Below are 15,713 nucleotides of genomic sequence, written 5' to 3'. Positions count from 1 at the left end.
GCGAAAACGGAGGCGAATACAGGTCGTCGCACGGAGTCGCCGGCCTCCGGCCTCCCGGTGCGATGCCTGATCCATGCTGCGGCGGCACCGAGACTTCTACAAGTACCTACAATTTTATCCGGTACCCACATTTTTGTTAGGGGAGGGCTGATGCCGAAGCGGAGCTATACCTGTGGACTGGACGCCGCCATCGACGTCATGGGAGGGAAATGGAAGGGCCTGATCCTGTTCTGGCTCGGCGAAGGGCCGCTGCGGTTCGGCGAGTTGCGCCGGACGGTGGCCGGCATCAGTGAGCGCATGCTGATCCTGCAGCTGCGGGAACTGGAAGCCAGTGGACTGGTGCACCGCGAGGTCCATCAACAGGTGCCACCGAAGGTGGAGTACTCACTGACCGAGTTCGGCCACTCGCTCATCGCCGCTCTCGCCCCACTCGGCCAGTGGGGCGAGGAACACATGGAGCGTCTCGAGAACCTCCCGTGAGCCGAGCGCACGGGGGAGCGGTACGGATGTGCCTCCCCAGGGACATGGCATCCGGCCGGCTGCTCAGTCGTCGGGCTGCTGACGGTTCCACAGGGTGACGTCGCTGCTGGTGGCGACGGCCAGGGTGCGGCCCGAGGGGGAGAAGCCGGCGGCACGGAACTCGGAGGAGCAGGCGTGGAAGACGTGCCACCAGGTGTGTCCTGCCGGTCCCCGGTGGAGGCTGTCGGACCGGGCGAGCAGGACTCGGTGATGGGGCCACTCGGGACTGACGACGGTCACGGTCCAGCCGCCGGATGCCGTGGTGTGCAGGCCTCCGCCGAAGAGCCCGGCGATACGGACCGGGGTACCCTCGACCGGGCCCAGCCCGGGGCAGGTCAGGTCTGGGCAGGCGTCCGGTGTGCTGGTCTCGAAATCGGGGTCGCGGTCCCGCGCGATCCGCTCACCGGTCACCGCGTCGAAGAGCCCGTGCCCTGCGGTGGACACCACCATGACCAGGTCGCGGCCGGTGCCCGGATGGACGGCGAATCCGATGCCGAGCAGCCCCCCGATAGGGATCAGGCCCCCCGGAACCGGCTGCCACGGCTCGGGGGCCGGCATGACCGGACAGGCGAGGTAGCGCTCGCGCAACTTCTGCTGGTACGGCGATATCACAGGTGTCTCCTCGGCGCGGTCCGCGTCGAGAGCCTCTCGCGCGGGGACGATCCTGCCCATTGTCCCCGCGCCAGCTGTGGGACAGCTCGGCCGGCGAGACGGGAGCGCTGTGTCTCGTCGTCTCCCGTCGGCCCCTGCGTGGGTCTACGGGATGCCGTTGACGGTCTCGCACCGTACGGCGGTGTCGCCCGAGCCTGCTTCGCCGTGGCAGTCGTCGGTTTGCCGCCCCCCGTCGAGGCGGTCGTTGCCGGGGCCCGCTCGCAGTGTGTCGTCGCCGTTGCCGCCGTCGAGGCGGTCCCGCCCGCCTGCTGCGCCGAGGGTTGTGGTGATGAAGAAGTCGGTGTTGTCGCCGAAGAGCCGGTCGTTGCCTCCACGACCCGCGATCAGGTCGTTTCCCGCCTCGGTGGGATCGCCGACGGTGGAACTGTCGCCCGCGAGGATCTCGTCCGCGCTCCCGCCGATGATCCTGTCCCTGCCCGCCCCGAGCGCCGCGCCGCCATTGGGGTCGGAGATGTTGTGGTCTCCGGCCACGAAGAAACCGCCGTCGGCGCCGAGGTCCAGGACGTCGTCACCACCACTGCCGATGGAATCGCCGCCGAACGCCTCGCTGTCGCCGATGAGGTCGTCTAGGCCAGTACCACCCATGAGGACATCGTCGCCGGCCCCTTCGGCGTCGCCGACGAACGCGATGGAGTCACCGATCAGGGAGTCGTCCCCCGGGCCGCCGTACATATGGTCGTTCCCGCCGCCGGACGCGGGTTCACCGGAGCTGTCGCCGACCATGCGGTCATTGCCGGGACCGCCGTAGAGGACGTCGTTGCCGCCACCGACCGCTGCCGTACCGCTGCCGCGCAAGAACCGGACGTCGCCACGGAGCTGGTCGTCGCCCGGGCCCCCGTCGAGCTTGTCGTCTCCGAGGCCGCCGTTGATCTGAGCGTCGTTTCCGCCGCGCCCGCAGATCAGGTCGTCGCCCCCGAAGCCCTGGATGATGTCGTCGCGGTTGGACCCGATGATGACGTCGTCACCCTCGGTTCCATTGATGGTTCCCGAACCCGTGATGGTCGCCGGGCGACCGAAGCACGTCGGCTGAGCCGCGCCCGCAGCGAATGAAGGAAGCCCCAGGGTGAGAAGCGCGGCCGTGGCGAGGCCGGTCGTGAGAAGCCGCCGGTATGCCGGACGGCGGTGTCCGCTCATCCGCGGTGGCTGGGGCACGCAATGCACGGCCATACGAACCTCCGGCTGCTGGACAGAGCCGCTCGGGCGGGGCGCTGTGAGGCAGGGCGGATCACGGCTGTGTGATCCGTTTCCGAAAATATGGGGCCTTCTCGTCGAGGGCGATCGGGGCCTCGCATTCGGGTGATCCACCCGCCTGTGACAACGCCCGCACGGTCGTCGACGGGCGCCGGCTGGATAAGGGCTGGGCGACCGCGTCGTAGGCCATCCGAATGAGCCGCACCGGAAACGTCCCCCGCGGTCGGCCCGCACCTGTGAGGCTGGCCGATCGATCGACTCTGCTGATGGCCGACGAGCGAAGAGGAGAGGCGAAGGTGACAGGCATCAACGCGCGGATCGGTGGACGGCGTGTGGCGGCCGTGCTGGCCATGGGCGGCGGTCTCATGCTGGGGCCCGCCTTCACCGCCCACACCGACACAAACGACGGACTGGGCCTCTCGGCCCGGACTTCCGCGGCCGACCACGTGGCCGAACCCGTGTCCGGGGTCGTGAGTACGGCCGCGGACCTCACCACCCTGACGCCGCCCGCAGGAACGGCCAGGGGCTGACCGGCATCCGGCCGGCCCCCACGCCGCGCCCTCGCTGCCTGAGGTCCGTCACGGTCGGTGGGTGGACCTCAGCGGCGTTCCAGCGAGCCGCGGACGAAGGCCGCCTGGCCCGCGTGCTGCAAGTCGTCCGCGATGACGCTCACCAGCCGTACGCCCAGGCTCACGGGCGGATCCCAGGACTCGTCCACGATTCTGTTCAGGGCCTGGGCGCTCAGCCCGCCGACGAAGTCCACGGTCCGTTCGTGCACGGCGTCGAAGTAGCCCAGCAGCAGCCCGGGCGAGTCCACCCGGACGGCGGCGACCTGCTTGCTGGAGTGGCCGTAACCGGTGGCCTCGGGCGGAAAGGGGAGGGCGAAGCGCCCGGCCCAGTCCTCGTCGACCCACACCTGTTCCCGGCCGGCCACATCGGCCACATGGTCGTCCTGGATCCGCGTGAGGTGCCAGACGAGCCAGGAGATGGAGTTGGCGCCACGATCCAGCCGCGCGTTCAGCTGCTCCGCCCCGAGGCCCTCCACCGCCTCGTGCACCACCTCCTGGATCCGTCCGAACGCGTCCACGAGCACATCAGCTGCCTTCATACGCCGAGTAAACGCGCCCCGCACCCGGCGGCCGGGCCCCGACACACCCCTTCCGTAGGCCCCACGCCCGGACGGATCCGGATCAGCTGGACGCCCCGTCGTGGGTGGGCGCGGCCGTCTGCCGTGCGGCGGCGGAGCGCTGATGGGGGATCAGCGCGTCGCCCTGCTGGAGGGCGACGGTCCGGGTCGGGGGCGGGATGCTGATGCCCTCGTCCCTGTAGCGGCGGTGCAGCCGCTTGATGAACTCGTGCCTGATCCGGTACTGGTCGCTGAACTCGCCCACCCCGAGGATCACCGTGAGGCCGATCCGGGAGTCGCCGAACGTGTGGAAGCGGATCAGCGGCTCGTGGTCGGGGACACCGCCGGCGACCTCGGCCATCACGCTCCTGACGACCTCCGCGGTGACCCGCTCGACGTGGTCGAGGTCGCTGTCGTAGCCGACCCCGACCTGGACGTCGAGCGTCATCTGCTGTTCGGGCCGGTGGAAGTTGGTCATGTTCGTGCCGGACAGCTTCGTGTTCGGGATGATCACGAGGTTGTTGGAGAGCTGGCGCACCACGGTGTTGCGCCAGTTGATGTCGACGACGTAGCCCTCCTCGCCGCTGCTGAGCCGGATGTAGTCGCCGGGCTGGATCGTGCGGGACGCCAGGATGTGCACGCCCGCGAAGAGGTTCGCGAGGGTGTCCTGCAGGGCGAGGGCGACGGCCAGACCGCCGACGCCCAGGGCGGTGAGCAGCGGTGCGATGGAGACGCCCAGCGTCTCCAGCACGATGAGGAAGCCCATCGCCAGCACCACGACGCGCGTGATGTTCACGAATATGCTGGCCGACCCCGCCACGCCGGACTTCGACTGGGCCAGGGCCTGCACCAGCCCGGCGACGATCCTCGCGGAGGTGACCGTCGCGGCCAGGACGAGGACGGCGGTCAGCGTCATGGTCACATGACGGCCGACCCTCTCCGTGAGCGGCAGCACCGAGGCGGCGAACGCCGCGCCACCGGCCACCGCGGCCCAGGGAACCAGGGTGCGCAGGCCGTCGACGATGATGTCGTCGCCCTTCCAACGCGTCCTGTCGGCCCGTACACGGAGCCACTTCAACGTCACGCGCAACAGCACGGCCGCCGCGATGCCGGAAGCCAGCGCGATCCCGGCGACGATCACGTCATGCGGGGTGAGGCCCCGATTCACCGCGCACCTCCCCTTCCACCGGTCCGCGTGCGGGGAAGACGGAATACGACGGAAGGAACCGCCGCAGGGGCGATGTGATGTCTCGTCACCTGGAATGCCACCTGGATGTGCCATGAGGGAAGCGGAATATGAGGCAGCGTCGACCCGTACGGACCCGGCGCAGCGCGCAGTCATCCTGCCGCACGCCGAGGCACCGGCTGCCAGGAGGTCCCGCGTAACGGTGACGGAGGCGTTCGGTGCCACCGCGTCGGAGGGCCACTAATTCGGCTGCGTCGTCGTGTCCGGTGCGTCCACACTGTTCGCACACATCGAACAGTCCGGCAGCACCGGACACCGCACACGCGCATTCAGGAGTTCCCGCTTGCAGGCAGCCGTCACCGTCACGCCCGCCCGTGTTCCCGAGCTGCTGCTCGGGCTCGCGACCGTACGACCCGTCTTCCTGTGGGGCGCCCCCGGCATCGGCAAGTCGTCCCTCGTACGGAACTTCGCCGAATCGCTCGGCCTCGAGTGCGTCAGCCTGCTCGGCACCCAGCTCGCACCCGAAGACCTCATCGGCGTACCGCAGATCCGCGACGGCAGGTCCGTCTTCTGCCCGCCCGAGGCCATCGCCCGCGACGAGCCCTACTGCCTCTTCCTCGACGAGCTCAACGCCGCCACCCCCGACGTGCAGAAGGCCTTCTACTCCCTCATCCTCGACCGGCGCATCGGCAGCTACGAACTGCCCGCCGGGTCCATCGTCATCGGCGCCGGCAACCGCGCCACCGACAATGCCCTCGCCCGCCCCATCGCCTCCGCCCTCGTCAACCGCCTCACGCACGTGCACCTGCGCGCCTCCGCCTCCGACTGGCTGGTGTGGGCAGGCGAGAACGGCATCCACCCCTGGGTCGTCGACTACCTCACCGACCGCCCCGACCACCTCTGGTCGCAGCCGCCCAAGACCGAGGAGCCGTTCTCCACCCCGCGCTCCTGGCACATGCTGTCCGACGCGCTGCACTCCTTCGGGCCCACCCTCGACGAGGAGACGCTCAAAATCGTGGCGCACGGCACGCTCACCCCCGCGCACGCCGTCTCCTTCTGCGGCTACGCCAAGATCGTCCGGCACGCCTACGGCATCGAGGCCATCATCAAGGGCGACGCGAGCTGGCCGAACCGCGTCGAGGACCGCGACCTGCTCTACTACCTCGCCGACGCGTTCCGCGGCCGGCTCATCAAGGAACTTCCCGCGACCAAGGACCAGATCCCGCCCGCGCTGCGGCAGGCCGCCTACCGGGCCAAGTCGCTGCTCGTCCAGCTCGCCGAGATCTCCGTCGAGGTCGCCCAGACCGTCATCCGCGACGACGAGGACGGCCGGCCCGTGCTGCCCGCCTGGTTCCTCGTCGAGGCGGCACGCGACATGCCACGGCTGGTGGAGGCCCGCCGGTGAGTCGGATCGCCCGAGGCGCAGCACAACGACGCCCCCACGGAGGCCTCCGTCCAGCGCCACCGCGTGCCCGCCACGCCGGTGGAGGCTTCCCGGTGAGTTGTGTCCGTACCGCCGAGGCGCACCACAAGGACGCCCCCATGGACGCCTCCGTCCCGCGCCCCCGTACCCCCGCCGCCCCGCCGGAGCCCCGACCGTGAGCCGCGCCACCGCCCGTACCACCAAGGCCCAGCGCAACGACCCCGCCGCCGAGGCGTTCCTCGCCGGGCTGGCCCTCGTCAAGCGGAACCCGGCGCTCGCCGCGCTCGACGCCGACGTCTGCCGCGGCCGCGACTGCGCGACGAGTCCCCGCCACGGGCTCGCCGCCGTCGACTCCAACGGGGATCCACGTCCACCCCGACCGCCGTGCCGACCCCGCCGACTGGGCCTGGGCCCTCGCCCACTGCCTGCTGCACCTCGGCTTCGGCCACGTCCCCGCCGACAAGGACGCCCACCGCCCGCAGCCCGACCGCTTCGAACGGGCCGCCCGCTGCGCCGTCGTCAACCGCTTCATGCTCACCCTGCACGTCGGCCGTCCCCCCGCCGACTTCCCCGAGAGCTACCCCGACGGCGACGAGGAGCAGCTCACCGCTCGCTGGCGCCGCAGCGGCATCCCCGCCGCGTACGAGCACCGCGGCACCGCCGGGGACGCGCCCGACCAGGTGCTCGTCCCCTGGCCCGGCTGGACCACCGTCCCCGACTGGCAGCTCGCCTTCGCGCACGCCCTGACCGGCACCGTGTCCGCCGCCATGGACGTCGCCGGCGGGCGGCGCGACGAGCTGACCGGCGAGGTACGGTCCCGGCAGCCCTGGGAACGCGCACTGAGCTGGTTCATCTCCTCCTACCCCCTGCTCGGCGGCATCGCGGCCGGCATGAAGCTCGTCGCCGACGCCGAACTCGCCCGCGCGCACGGCATCTCCGTCGCCGCGGTCGACGCCATGCTCGGCGAGATCTACCTCAACCCGCTGCGCCGGTACGACGACGAGGAGTGGCGGTTCGTCCTCGCCCACGAGATGCTGCACGCCGCGCTCCGCCACGGCGACCGGCGCGGCGCCCGCGACCCGTACCTCTTCAACGTCGCCGCCGACTACGTCATCAACGGCTGGCTCGTCGAGATGCGCGTCGGCACCATGCCCGAAGGGCTGCTGTACGACCCCGACCTGAAGGGCCTGTCGGCGGAAGAGGTGTACGACCGGATCGTCACCGACGCCCGCCGCATGCGCCGCCTCGCCACCCTGCGCGGCAAGGGCCTCGGCGACATCCTCGGCGAACCCCTCCCGGGCCGGCCCGGCGACTACGTCGACCTCGACGAGTTCTACCGGCGCGGCCTCGTCCAGGGCTTCGACCTGCACACGAGCGGCGAGCGAGGGCTGCTGCCGGCCGGCCTCGTCCAGGAGATCCGGGCGCTGAGCCACCCGCCGGTGCCGTGGGACGCCCGGCTCGCCCGCTGGTTCGACGAGTTCGTGCCCCGCCCCGAACCGGTGCGCAGCTACGCCCGGCCGGCCCGCCGCCAGGCGTCCACCCCCGACATCCCGCGCGCCGGCCGGTACTTCCCGCCCGAGGAGGTCGCCCGCTGCACCTTCGGCGTCGTCCTGGACACCTCCGGCTCCATGAACGCCCGCCTCCTCGGCAAGGCGCTCGGCGCCATCGCCTCGTACGCCGAGGCCCGCGACGTCCCCGCCGCCCGCGTCGTGTTCTGCGACGCCGCCCCGTACGACGCGGGCTACCTGCCGCCCACGGAGATCGCCGGGCGCGTCCGCGTCCACGGCCGCGGCGGCACCGTCCTCCAGCCGGGCCTCGACCTGCTCCACCGGGCGGACGACTTTCCCCCGACGCCCCCGGTACTGATCATCACCGACGGCTACTGCGACGTCCTGCGCGTCCGCCGCGACCACGCCTACCTGATCCCGGACGGCGCGTCGCTCCCGTTCACCCCGCGCGGGCCGGTGTTCCGCCTGCGCTGAACAGCGGCCCGTTCCGGGCGCCGGCGTCGTGGACGCGCGGGTCGCCGGTGCGCGGGACGCCGTACGGGCCCGTGCGGTTGCGTGGTGATCGTCACGCCGCGATCCGCGTCCCCGTGTCGACCGGGCCGCCGCCCGGTGCGTATACCCGGTGAAGCGAAAAGCGATCCGGGAGTGCTGTTGACCGTCGAGGAATTCGAAGAGTTCTACGCCCGGGCGGTGGTGCGTCTCACGGGCCAGCTGTACGTGATGCTCGGCGATCTGCACGAGGCGCAGGACGTCGTCCAGGAGGCGTTCGTACGGGGCTGGAGCCGGCGCCGTCAGCTCGACCGGGACGGCCGGCCGGAGGCGTGGATCCGTACGGTGGCGTGGCGCCTGGCGGTGAGCCGGTGGCGCTTCCGGCGGCGTACGGCGGATGCCTGGAGCCGCAGTGGCGCCCCACCGCACGTGGAGGGCCCGGGCCCCGACCAGGTGGCCCTGGTGGAGGCCCTGCGCGAGCTGCCCGTCCGGCAGCGCCGTTCGCTGACCCTGTACTACCTGTGCGATCTGTCCGTCGAGCAGATCGCGAGCGAAACGGGCGTCTCCACGAGCACCGTCAAGACGCATCTGGCCCGTGGCCGGACCACGCTCGCCCTTCGTCTGCAGGACCCGCGTCTCGAGGAGGCCCCCGGTGCGTGAACCCCGTGACCCGATGCGGTCCCTGTTCCAGCAGGCGGCCCGCTCCGTGCAGGACCGGACCGTCACGGCACCGGTCCGTCTCATCGCCGAGCGGGGGAGGAAGGCCCACCGGCGTCGTGTCGCCCTGCTCACGGCGAGCGCGTGCCTGGCGCTCTTCGGGAGCGGGGCAGCGGTGGTCGCGTGGCTTCCGGTCACGTCGCCTCCCGCCCTTCCCGCCAAGCCGGGCCCGTCCTCGCAGCCGTCGCCGGTGGAGTCCTCCATGCCGTCCGCGACACCACCGGCCGATCGCTCGGGCGCCACCCCTTCGCCCGATCCCTCACGCTCCACCCCTCCGCCCGCCACGGCCAGCGCCACCACCACGATGCCCCCGCACGGTTCCGCCACTTCGGAGCTCGCGACCGCACCGGGCAACGCGCCGGACACCGGCGCCGTGAGGACCGAACCACCCTCCTGACCAAGGCCACCCCGGTGTGACTGCCGACTGCCGAATTCCTCACCGGCGCACGGCCGTTGAGCGATGCCGTGCGCCCGCACCCACCCAAGAGAGTCCGATATGTCGATATTGTCGCCGGAGTCGTGCCGCTCCGAGGCAACCTCTTCCCCCCACCCGAAGGCCACCGGCGCGCCGGCCCCGGACAGCGTCCCCTCCCGACTCCGCGCGCTGGTCCCCGACACCGCCGACCGCCAGGTCCTGTGGCTGTACGTGCTGACCCGCGTGGGCATCTGGATCACCGCGTACTGCACCCGCTGGGTGTTCCCCGCCGACGGCGACACCCGCGACCCCGGCCCCGTCCTCCGGCCGTTCCAGCACTGGGACTGGGTCCACTACCTCCACATCGCGCGCGACGGCTACTTCCCCGACGGCACCGGTCCCCGGCAGGCCGACTGGGACAACCGGGAGGCGTTCTTCCCCGGCTTCCCGCTCGCCCTGCGGGCCGTCCACACGGTCGTCCCCGACTGGACGGCCGCCGGGCTGCTGATCTCCTTCGTGGCCGGAGCCGTCGCCGTCGTCGCCCTGGCGCGGATCGCGCGCCTCCACCTCCCAGAAGCGGCGGCCGGACGACGAGCCGTGATGTTCCTGCTGCTCTCGCCCTGCGCGGTCTTCCTCGCCGTCGGCTATACGGAGGCGCTCTTCCTCGCCCTGGCCCTGCCCGCCTGGCTGGCCGCGCAGCGCCACCGCTGGCCGCCGGCCGCCGTACTGACGGCCCTGGCCACGACCGTACGGATCAGCGGACTGTTCGTCGCCGCCGCCATCGCCCTCCACTTCCTCCTCTCCGTACGCGGTCGCCGCGACCTGCGTCCCCTGCCGTGGCTGGCCCTGCCCGCGCTGCCCGCAGCCGCCTACGTCTGGTTCCTGCACGCGCACACCGGCGACTGGGCAGCCTGGACGCACGCCCAGGCGCGCGGCTGGTACCGCACGTTCCACGCACCCTGGGAAGCCTGGTCCCACACGTGGGACAGCGCCTTCCACCAGGCGCACCCCACCGGATACGCGTTCATGTTCCAGGCCGAACTGCTCGCCATGCTCACGGGCCTCGTGCTGCTCGGGTGGCTGGTCCGCCAGCGGCGCTGGCCGGAGGCCGTGTACATCGGCCTCACCCTGTGGGCGCTGGGCACGTCCTACTGGTACATGTCCATCCCCCGCGCCACGCTCCTGTGGTGGCCACTGTGGACGGCCCTGGCCTCATGGAGCCGGCGCAGACCTGCGGTCACCACCCTGTACCTCTGCCTCGCCGTCCCGCTGACCACGGTGTTCGCCCTGGCGTACATGTCGGGACGCTGGGCGGGCTGAAGGCTCCGGTCAGGCCGACGACCGGCCAAATGCCTTGTCCGCCACTCCGGTCCGGCATAGCGTGCCGCGATGGACCTCTTCTCACGCTCCTGGACGGCGTTGCGCACGGTGGTCGCCGGCATCGCGGACGAGGACTTCGAGCGGCCGTCCGGTTGTACGGGCTGGCTCGTGCGGGATCTGGTGTGCCACCTGGTCATCGACGCACAGGACGTCCTGATCACCCTGGTCACGCCCGCCGAAGCCGAACCGACCGTGGACGCGGTCACGTACTGGCGGCTCGTCGCACCCCCGACCGGCGATGACCCGCTCGATGCGCTGATCCCCAGGCTGGCCGCCGCATACGGCGAGCCGTGGCTGCTCAAGTTCCACCTGGACGACGTCGGTTCCGCGGCGGGCCGGGCCGCCGAACTCGCCGATCCCGCCGTCCGCGTCGGCACCCGCGACGAGGTGCTGACCGTCGGCGACTACCTGTCCGCGTACGTGCTCGAATGGACGTTGCACCACCTCGACCTGATCGCGCACCTGCCGTGGGCCGCCGAGCCGCCCGCTGAAACCCTCGCGGCGGCACGCGCGTCACTGGAGCGCATCGCGGGCGCTCCCTTCCCCTCCTCCTTCTCCGACAAGGACGCCTTGCTGATCGGCACCGGACGCCGCACGCCGACCGGCGCGGACGAGGCCGCGCTGGGCGACCTCGCCGCACGGCTCCCGCTCGTCCTCGGCTGAGCGGTCGCTCCTGTCCGGTCCCGATCGGGTGAGGCGGACCAACCAGGTGTAACGGACCGGCAATTCACCGGCAATCGACCGGCAACCTCGGCGGCCCGCCGCAACCACTACGGCACGCAGCAGCAACACCCGGCATGCGTGAACACGAATGGGGAGGCGAGGATGAGACGACCAGGTGCACGGCGGCTCTCTGCAGCACTGGCCACGATGGCCCTTGCGGCCGCGGGCGGTGTGGTTCTGGCGACGCCCGAGGCGTCGGCGGCGACCGGTGGCGTCACCGGCTACGCGACCCAGAACGGCGGGACCACCGGCGGTGCGGGCGGTCAGACGGTGCGGGCCACCACGGGCACCGCGATCCACGCGGCCCTGTGCGGCCGGGCCAGCAGCAGCACCCCGATCACCATCCAGGTCGAGGGCACCATCAACCACGGCAACACCAGCAAGGTCTCGGGCAGCAGCTGCAACACCGCCGACGGCGTGATCGAACTCAAGCAGATCAGCAACGTCACGATCATCGGCGTCGGTTCCGGCGCGGTCTTCGACCAGTTGGGCATCCACATCCGCGAGGCCAGGAACATCATCATCCAGAACGTGACGGTCCGGAACGTCAAGAAGTCGGGCTCGCCCACGTCCAACGGCGGTGACGCCATCGGCATGGAGAGCGACGTCCGCAACGTCTGGGTCGATCACGTCACCCTGGAGGCGTCGGGCGGGGAGTCGGAGGGGTACGACGGCCTTTTCGACATGAAGGACAACACGCAGTACGTGACCCTGTCCTACAGCGTCCTGCGCAACTCCGGCCGCGGCGGCCTCGTCGGGTCCAGCGAGACCGACCTGTCGAACGGCTTCATCACGTACCACCACAACCGGTACGAGAACATCGACTCCCGCGCGCCCCTGCTGCGCGGCGGCACGGCCCACATCTACAACAACCACTACGTGAGGCTCAACGAGTCGGGCATCAACTCCCGGGCCGGAGCGCGCGCCAAGGTGGACAACAACTACTTCGAGGACTCCAAGGACGTCCTGGGCACCTTCTACACGGACGCGGCCGGCTACTGGCAGGTCAGCGGCAACACCTTCGACAACGTGACCTGGTCCGGCCGCAGCAGCGACTACAACCCGGCCGGCCCGAACCCGCAGTCCACCACCACGGTCGGCATCCCGTACGCCTACGGCCTCGACGCCGCCGGCTGCGTGCCGGACGTCGTCAGCCGGACGGCGGGCGCCAACAAGGGCCTGCAGGTGTCGGACGGCAACTGCTCCCCGCAGACCCCGACCCCGACCCCTACGCCGACACCCACACCCACCCCTACGCCGACACCCACTCCCACGCCGGGACCGACCCAGCCCGGCGGCACCAACCTCAGCATCGCGGCCGGCTCCGACGGCTCCAGCAAGGCCGACGGCACCAGCTACGGCAACGTACGGGACGGCGACCTGAGCACCTACTGGTCGCCGGCCGGCTCGACCGGCTCCGTCTCGATCAAGTGGGGCTCCGCCACCACGGTGTCCCAGGTCAACATCCGTGAGGCGGCGGGCTCCGAAGGCGCCGTCCGCTCCTGGAGGCTCATCAACCACGACACCGGCGCCGTCCTGACCTCCGGCACCGGCGCGGGCGTCATCACCTTCCCCCGGACCTCGCTCCAGAAGATCACCTTCGAGATCACCAGCTCTACGGGCACGCCCCGGATCGCCGAGTACGAGACGTACGCGGGGTAAGTCCCCGGCCTCCGCTGCCCGCCCGCTCCCGGCACACCACCGACCGGGCGGGCAGCGGCGAAACACTGGCCGGGGCGGAGGGAGCGGCGGAGCCACGATCCGCAGGAGGCCGGGAGCCGGGCCCCTGAGCCGATGGTGATGCGGACGCGTTCGGCACTTGCGGAGCATACGGGTGATCGGTCGTCACGTACGGGGCATATGAGCCTATTCGGCGCGATTGCTCATTAGTCTTCCCAGCTGCGGCCCAGCCGCCCCTGTCTGCTGGTGAGGAGACCTGATGCGAAGATGCGTACCCCTGATCACGGCCGCCGGTGCCGCGGCCGTGCTTCTTACCGCCACCTTGGCGCCGGCAGCCCTGGCCGGCGGCGACACCCACAAGCAGAGCCTCCGGAAGGCCTCCTCAGGAGATCCCTACGCCGACTGCACTGCCGGAGCGACACCGAACGGCGTGGTGTATCCGGGCAGTGAGGTGGAGCCGTTCGTTTCCGTGGACCCGCGCGACGGGCGCCGCGCCGTTGCCGTGTGGCAGCAGGACCGGTGGTCCGACGGAGGGGCCCGGGGGCTCGCCGGTGCCTGGACCGAGGACGGCCGCACCTTCCACCAGGTCACTCTGCCGTTCACGGTATGCGCCCCCGGCGGCAGCGACTACGAGCGCAGCTCCGACCCCTGGGTGAGCACCGGCCCGGACGGCACCGTCTACGCCAGCGGGCTCAGTCACGACGTCACCACGCCGCGCAGCGCCATCCTGGCCACCACTTCGACCGACGGCGGTCGCACCTGGAGCACACCCGTCGCCACGCGCGAGGACAACGATCCCGCGATCTTCAACGACAAGCCGTCGATCACGGCCGACCCGGTCCGCCGCGGGACCGCCTACCAGGTGTGGGACCGCACGGAGTTCTTCCCCACCGGCCCGGACGCCCACGTCGCCGGCCCTGCGTACCTCTCCGTCACCCGCGACGGCGGACGCACCTGGGGCCCGGCGCGGCCCATCGTGAACAACGCCGCCCTCGGTCCGAACGCGCAGACCTTCGGCAATGTGATCGTCGTCGACCCGCGCAGCGGAACCCTGTACAACTTCTTCACCTGGATCACGTACGCCGACCCCACGGCCGAGGTCGTGACGGACTCCCGCTTCGCCGTGGTCACCTCGAACGACGGCGGCCGAACCTGGAGCGCGCCGGTCACGGTCGCCCCCGAAACCTCCGCACCCGAGGTCCACCCCAACGCTCCCGGCACACGCCTGCGCGCCGGGGCGTTCGTGTCCAGCCCGGCGGTCGATCCCAAGAACGGCACCCTCTACCTGGCCTACCAGGGATCCGACTTCAGCAGTGGTGCGTACAACCAGGCCCAGCTCGTACGCTCCACGGATGGTGGCCGCACTTGGTCGGCACCGGAACTGATCAGCCGGCCAGGCGTGCCCGCCTTCTCCCCGGCGATCACTGTCGACAAGCAAGGCACTGTCGCGGTGCTGTACTACGACCTGCGGTACCTCCGGCCGGACGACACCACCACGCTGCCGACGGTGTACTGGCTCGCTTCCCTGCCGGACGGCAGTACCCATCGCCGGGGCGAGCGTCGAATCTCACCCGTCTTCGACTGGCTCCAGGCTCCGTTCGCCGGGGGCTACTTCCTCGGCGACTACCAAGGCCTCGCACTCAAGGGCAAGCACGCCGTCCGCCCCGCACTGACCCTGACCAACACCGGCACGTCGAACAACCCCACGGACGTCCACAGCGGCGTCTTCCGCATCCCGCGGGACGGCTCGGCGCGGCCGAGGCAGGAAGAGTCGCGCATGCGGACCCCGGACGCGCGACCGGCGGGCCACCCACCGGACCATGCGAGGCCCGAGCGGTACCTCGTTCCTCAAAGGACGAGCCGTGGGGGCTAGGACGTTTTCTGAAATCATCTGATCGTTGGTTCGCACGCCGTGGATGACCTGCCCGAACGGTCGGCTGGTGGAAGGGCGCCCACAACCGCCGGCGCGTGTGGGCGGCCGACGGCACCTGGGAGAAGGTCTTCACCGCCCTGCCGGCCCGGGGGAGACGCCGAAGGCGACCCGGACGGGGCCGTCGCGGTCGGCCAACCGATTGTGCGGCCGCATCAGCACGCCGCCGGGGCCTCCGAACGGGGCCTCGGCCGGCGAGTGGCCCACCATGCCCTCGGACGGTCCCGCGGCGGACCGACCACGAAGATCCACCTCGCCGCCGTCCTCGTCCGGTCAGCGAGGTGATCCGAAAAAAGCGGCCTGGTCGATCGTGACGGTGAAGGTGGACGTGCTCCCGTCCGCGGCGGTCAGGGTGACCAGGCCGAACGTGATGACCGAGACGGATCCGGCCCCGGGCGCCCGGTCCCGGACGCTCCCGGCGGCGCGGCTCGTCCCGGGGAGGACGCTCCCGTTCGCCCATCCCACAGCCACGAGCCCGACGCGGGGCTGAAGCTGCCGAGGATCTGCGCGGGTGCTGTCGCGGTCCTGTCGGGGAAGGTCCAGGTGATGAGACCGGTCGTCTGGTCCAGGCCCCAGCGGTCCGCGAACCCAGTCCCCAGGACGTGTGGGCGCGAGCCAGTTGCTCGATCATGTCCTCGCCCTGCAGCAGCAGCGTGCCCAGGTCAGCACGCTCCGACGTCCCGGCCCGCTGAAGGAATCCCATGCGGCGGAGCCTGCCACAGGCCCTCTGACCTGCCGGTGCTCCCCCTCACGC

At 71.2% G+C, this 15,713-nt stretch carries 14 protein-coding genes and 2 pseudogenes; 11 read left to right on the top strand and 5 right to left on the bottom strand.

Features of this window, described 5'->3' with window-relative positions; translation table 11 throughout:
* Positions 1-150: 150 nt before the first annotated feature.
* Positions 151-480 carry a winged helix-turn-helix transcriptional regulator gene (locus ABEB09_RS01115; protein WP_345686132.1) on the top strand — a complete coding sequence of 110 codons (330 nt, stop codon included), beginning with the start codon at positions 151-153 and terminating at the stop codon, positions 478-480.
* Between the two features lie 63 nt (positions 481-543).
* On the opposite strand, the gene ABEB09_RS01110 is transcribed toward ABEB09_RS01115, so the two are convergent.
* Both ABEB09_RS01110 and ABEB09_RS01105 read right to left on the bottom strand, forming a co-directional pair.
* A complete protein-coding gene (locus ABEB09_RS01110) occupies positions 544-1,131 on the bottom strand; it encodes a hypothetical protein (RefSeq protein WP_345686131.1) in 588 nt (195 codons plus the stop codon).
* A gap of 144 nt (positions 1,132-1,275) precedes the next feature.
* On the bottom strand, positions 1,276-2,325 hold the full coding sequence (locus tag ABEB09_RS01105) for a calcium-binding protein (RefSeq protein WP_345686129.1): 1,050 nt from the start codon (positions 2,323-2,325) through the stop codon (positions 1,276-1,278).
* A 353-nt stretch (positions 2,326-2,678) separates the two neighbouring features.
* Between ABEB09_RS01105 and ABEB09_RS01100 the strand changes: the two genes are divergently transcribed.
* The gene (locus ABEB09_RS01100) at positions 2,679-2,912 is read left to right on the top strand and encodes a hypothetical protein (protein WP_345686127.1); all 234 of its coding nucleotides are present in this window, start codon (positions 2,679-2,681) and stop codon (positions 2,910-2,912) included.
* Positions 2,913-2,980: 68 nt separating this feature from the next.
* Here ABEB09_RS01100 and ABEB09_RS01095 read toward each other — a convergent pair whose 3' ends face one another.
* Positions 2,981-3,490, bottom strand: coding sequence for a mycothiol transferase (locus ABEB09_RS01095; RefSeq protein ID WP_345686125.1), 510 nt, complete (start codon positions 3,488-3,490; stop codon positions 2,981-2,983).
* Between the two features lie 82 nt (positions 3,491-3,572).
* Positions 3,573-4,676, bottom strand: a complete 1,104-nt coding sequence (locus ABEB09_RS01090; protein WP_345686124.1) for a mechanosensitive ion channel family protein — start codon at positions 4,674-4,676, stop codon at positions 3,573-3,575.
* A 361-nt stretch (positions 4,677-5,037) separates the two neighbouring features.
* On the opposite strand from ABEB09_RS01090, the gene ABEB09_RS01085 reads away from it, so the two are divergent.
* The 9 genes and pseudogenes from ABEB09_RS01085 to ABEB09_RS01045 all read left to right on the top strand — a co-directional run.
* Positions 5,038-6,099, top strand: coding sequence for an ATP-binding protein (locus tag ABEB09_RS01085; RefSeq protein WP_345686123.1), 1,062 nt, complete (start codon positions 5,038-5,040; stop codon positions 6,097-6,099).
* Positions 6,100-6,292: 193 nt separating this feature from the next.
* A pseudogene (locus ABEB09_RS01080) lies at positions 6,293-8,099 on the top strand (vWA domain-containing protein).
* A gap of 177 nt (positions 8,100-8,276) precedes the next feature.
* Complete coding sequence (locus tag ABEB09_RS01075) at positions 8,277-8,774, top strand: SigE family RNA polymerase sigma factor (protein WP_345686122.1); 498 nt, start codon at positions 8,277-8,279, stop codon at positions 8,772-8,774.
* Complete coding sequence (locus ABEB09_RS01070) at positions 8,767-9,228, top strand: hypothetical protein (RefSeq protein WP_345686121.1); 462 nt, start codon at positions 8,767-8,769, stop codon at positions 9,226-9,228. Before ABEB09_RS01075 ends, ABEB09_RS01070 begins: the two co-directional genes overlap by 8 nt.
* A gap of 99 nt (positions 9,229-9,327) precedes the next feature.
* Positions 9,328-10,566, top strand: a complete 1,239-nt coding sequence (locus tag ABEB09_RS01065; protein ID WP_345686120.1) for a mannosyltransferase family protein — start codon at positions 9,328-9,330, stop codon at positions 10,564-10,566.
* A gap of 69 nt (positions 10,567-10,635) precedes the next feature.
* A complete protein-coding gene (locus tag ABEB09_RS01060; protein ID WP_345686118.1) occupies positions 10,636-11,289 on the top strand; it encodes a maleylpyruvate isomerase N-terminal domain-containing protein in 654 nt (217 codons plus the stop codon).
* A 162-nt stretch (positions 11,290-11,451) separates the two neighbouring features.
* The gene (locus ABEB09_RS01055) at positions 11,452-13,011 is read left to right on the top strand and encodes a pectate lyase family protein (protein WP_345686116.1); all 1,560 of its coding nucleotides are present in this window, start codon (positions 11,452-11,454) and stop codon (positions 13,009-13,011) included.
* 277 nt (positions 13,012-13,288) lie between these two features.
* The gene (locus ABEB09_RS01050; RefSeq protein ID WP_345686114.1) at positions 13,289-14,902 is read left to right on the top strand and encodes an exo-alpha-sialidase; all 1,614 of its coding nucleotides are present in this window, start codon (positions 13,289-13,291) and stop codon (positions 14,900-14,902) included.
* A gap of 186 nt (positions 14,903-15,088) precedes the next feature.
* Positions 15,089-15,217, top strand: a pseudogene (locus tag ABEB09_RS01045) (IS5/IS1182 family transposase); the annotation flags it as partial.
* An 89-nt stretch (positions 15,218-15,306) separates the two neighbouring features.
* Here the strand turns inward: ABEB09_RS01045 and ABEB09_RS01040 are convergent.
* Positions 15,307-15,507, bottom strand: a complete 201-nt coding sequence (locus ABEB09_RS01040; protein ID WP_345693804.1) for a DUF6882 domain-containing protein — start codon at positions 15,505-15,507, stop codon at positions 15,307-15,309.
* Positions 15,508-15,713 lie beyond the last annotated feature (206 nt).

The sequence above is a fragment of the Streptomyces coeruleoprunus genome (assembly GCF_039542925.1).
Taxonomy (GTDB): Bacteria; Actinomycetota; Actinomycetes; order Streptomycetales; family Streptomycetaceae; genus Streptomyces; species Streptomyces coeruleoprunus.
Note: the sequence above shows the minus strand (reverse complement) of the source record. Positions and strands in the feature narration are given on the sequence as shown.

Coding starts and splice junctions, on each gene's coding strand:
- ABEB09_RS01115 (WP_345686132.1), top strand. CDS start 151: ATGCCGAAGCGGAGCTATACCTGTGGACTGGACGCCGCCATCGACGTC.
- ABEB09_RS01105 (WP_345686129.1), bottom strand. CDS start 2,325: ATGAGCGGACACCGCCGTCCGGCATACCGGCGGCTTCTCACGACCGGC.
- ABEB09_RS01095 (WP_345686125.1), bottom strand. CDS start 3,490: ATGAAGGCAGCTGATGTGCTCGTGGACGCGTTCGGACGGATCCAGGAG.
- ABEB09_RS01065 (WP_345686120.1), top strand. CDS start 9,328: ATGTCGATATTGTCGCCGGAGTCGTGCCGCTCCGAGGCAACCTCTTCC.
- ABEB09_RS01060 (WP_345686118.1), top strand. CDS start 10,636: ATGGACCTCTTCTCACGCTCCTGGACGGCGTTGCGCACGGTGGTCGCC.
- ABEB09_RS01055 (WP_345686116.1), top strand. CDS start 11,452: ATGAGACGACCAGGTGCACGGCGGCTCTCTGCAGCACTGGCCACGATG.
- ABEB09_RS01050 (WP_345686114.1), top strand. CDS start 13,289: ATGCGAAGATGCGTACCCCTGATCACGGCCGCCGGTGCCGCGGCCGTG.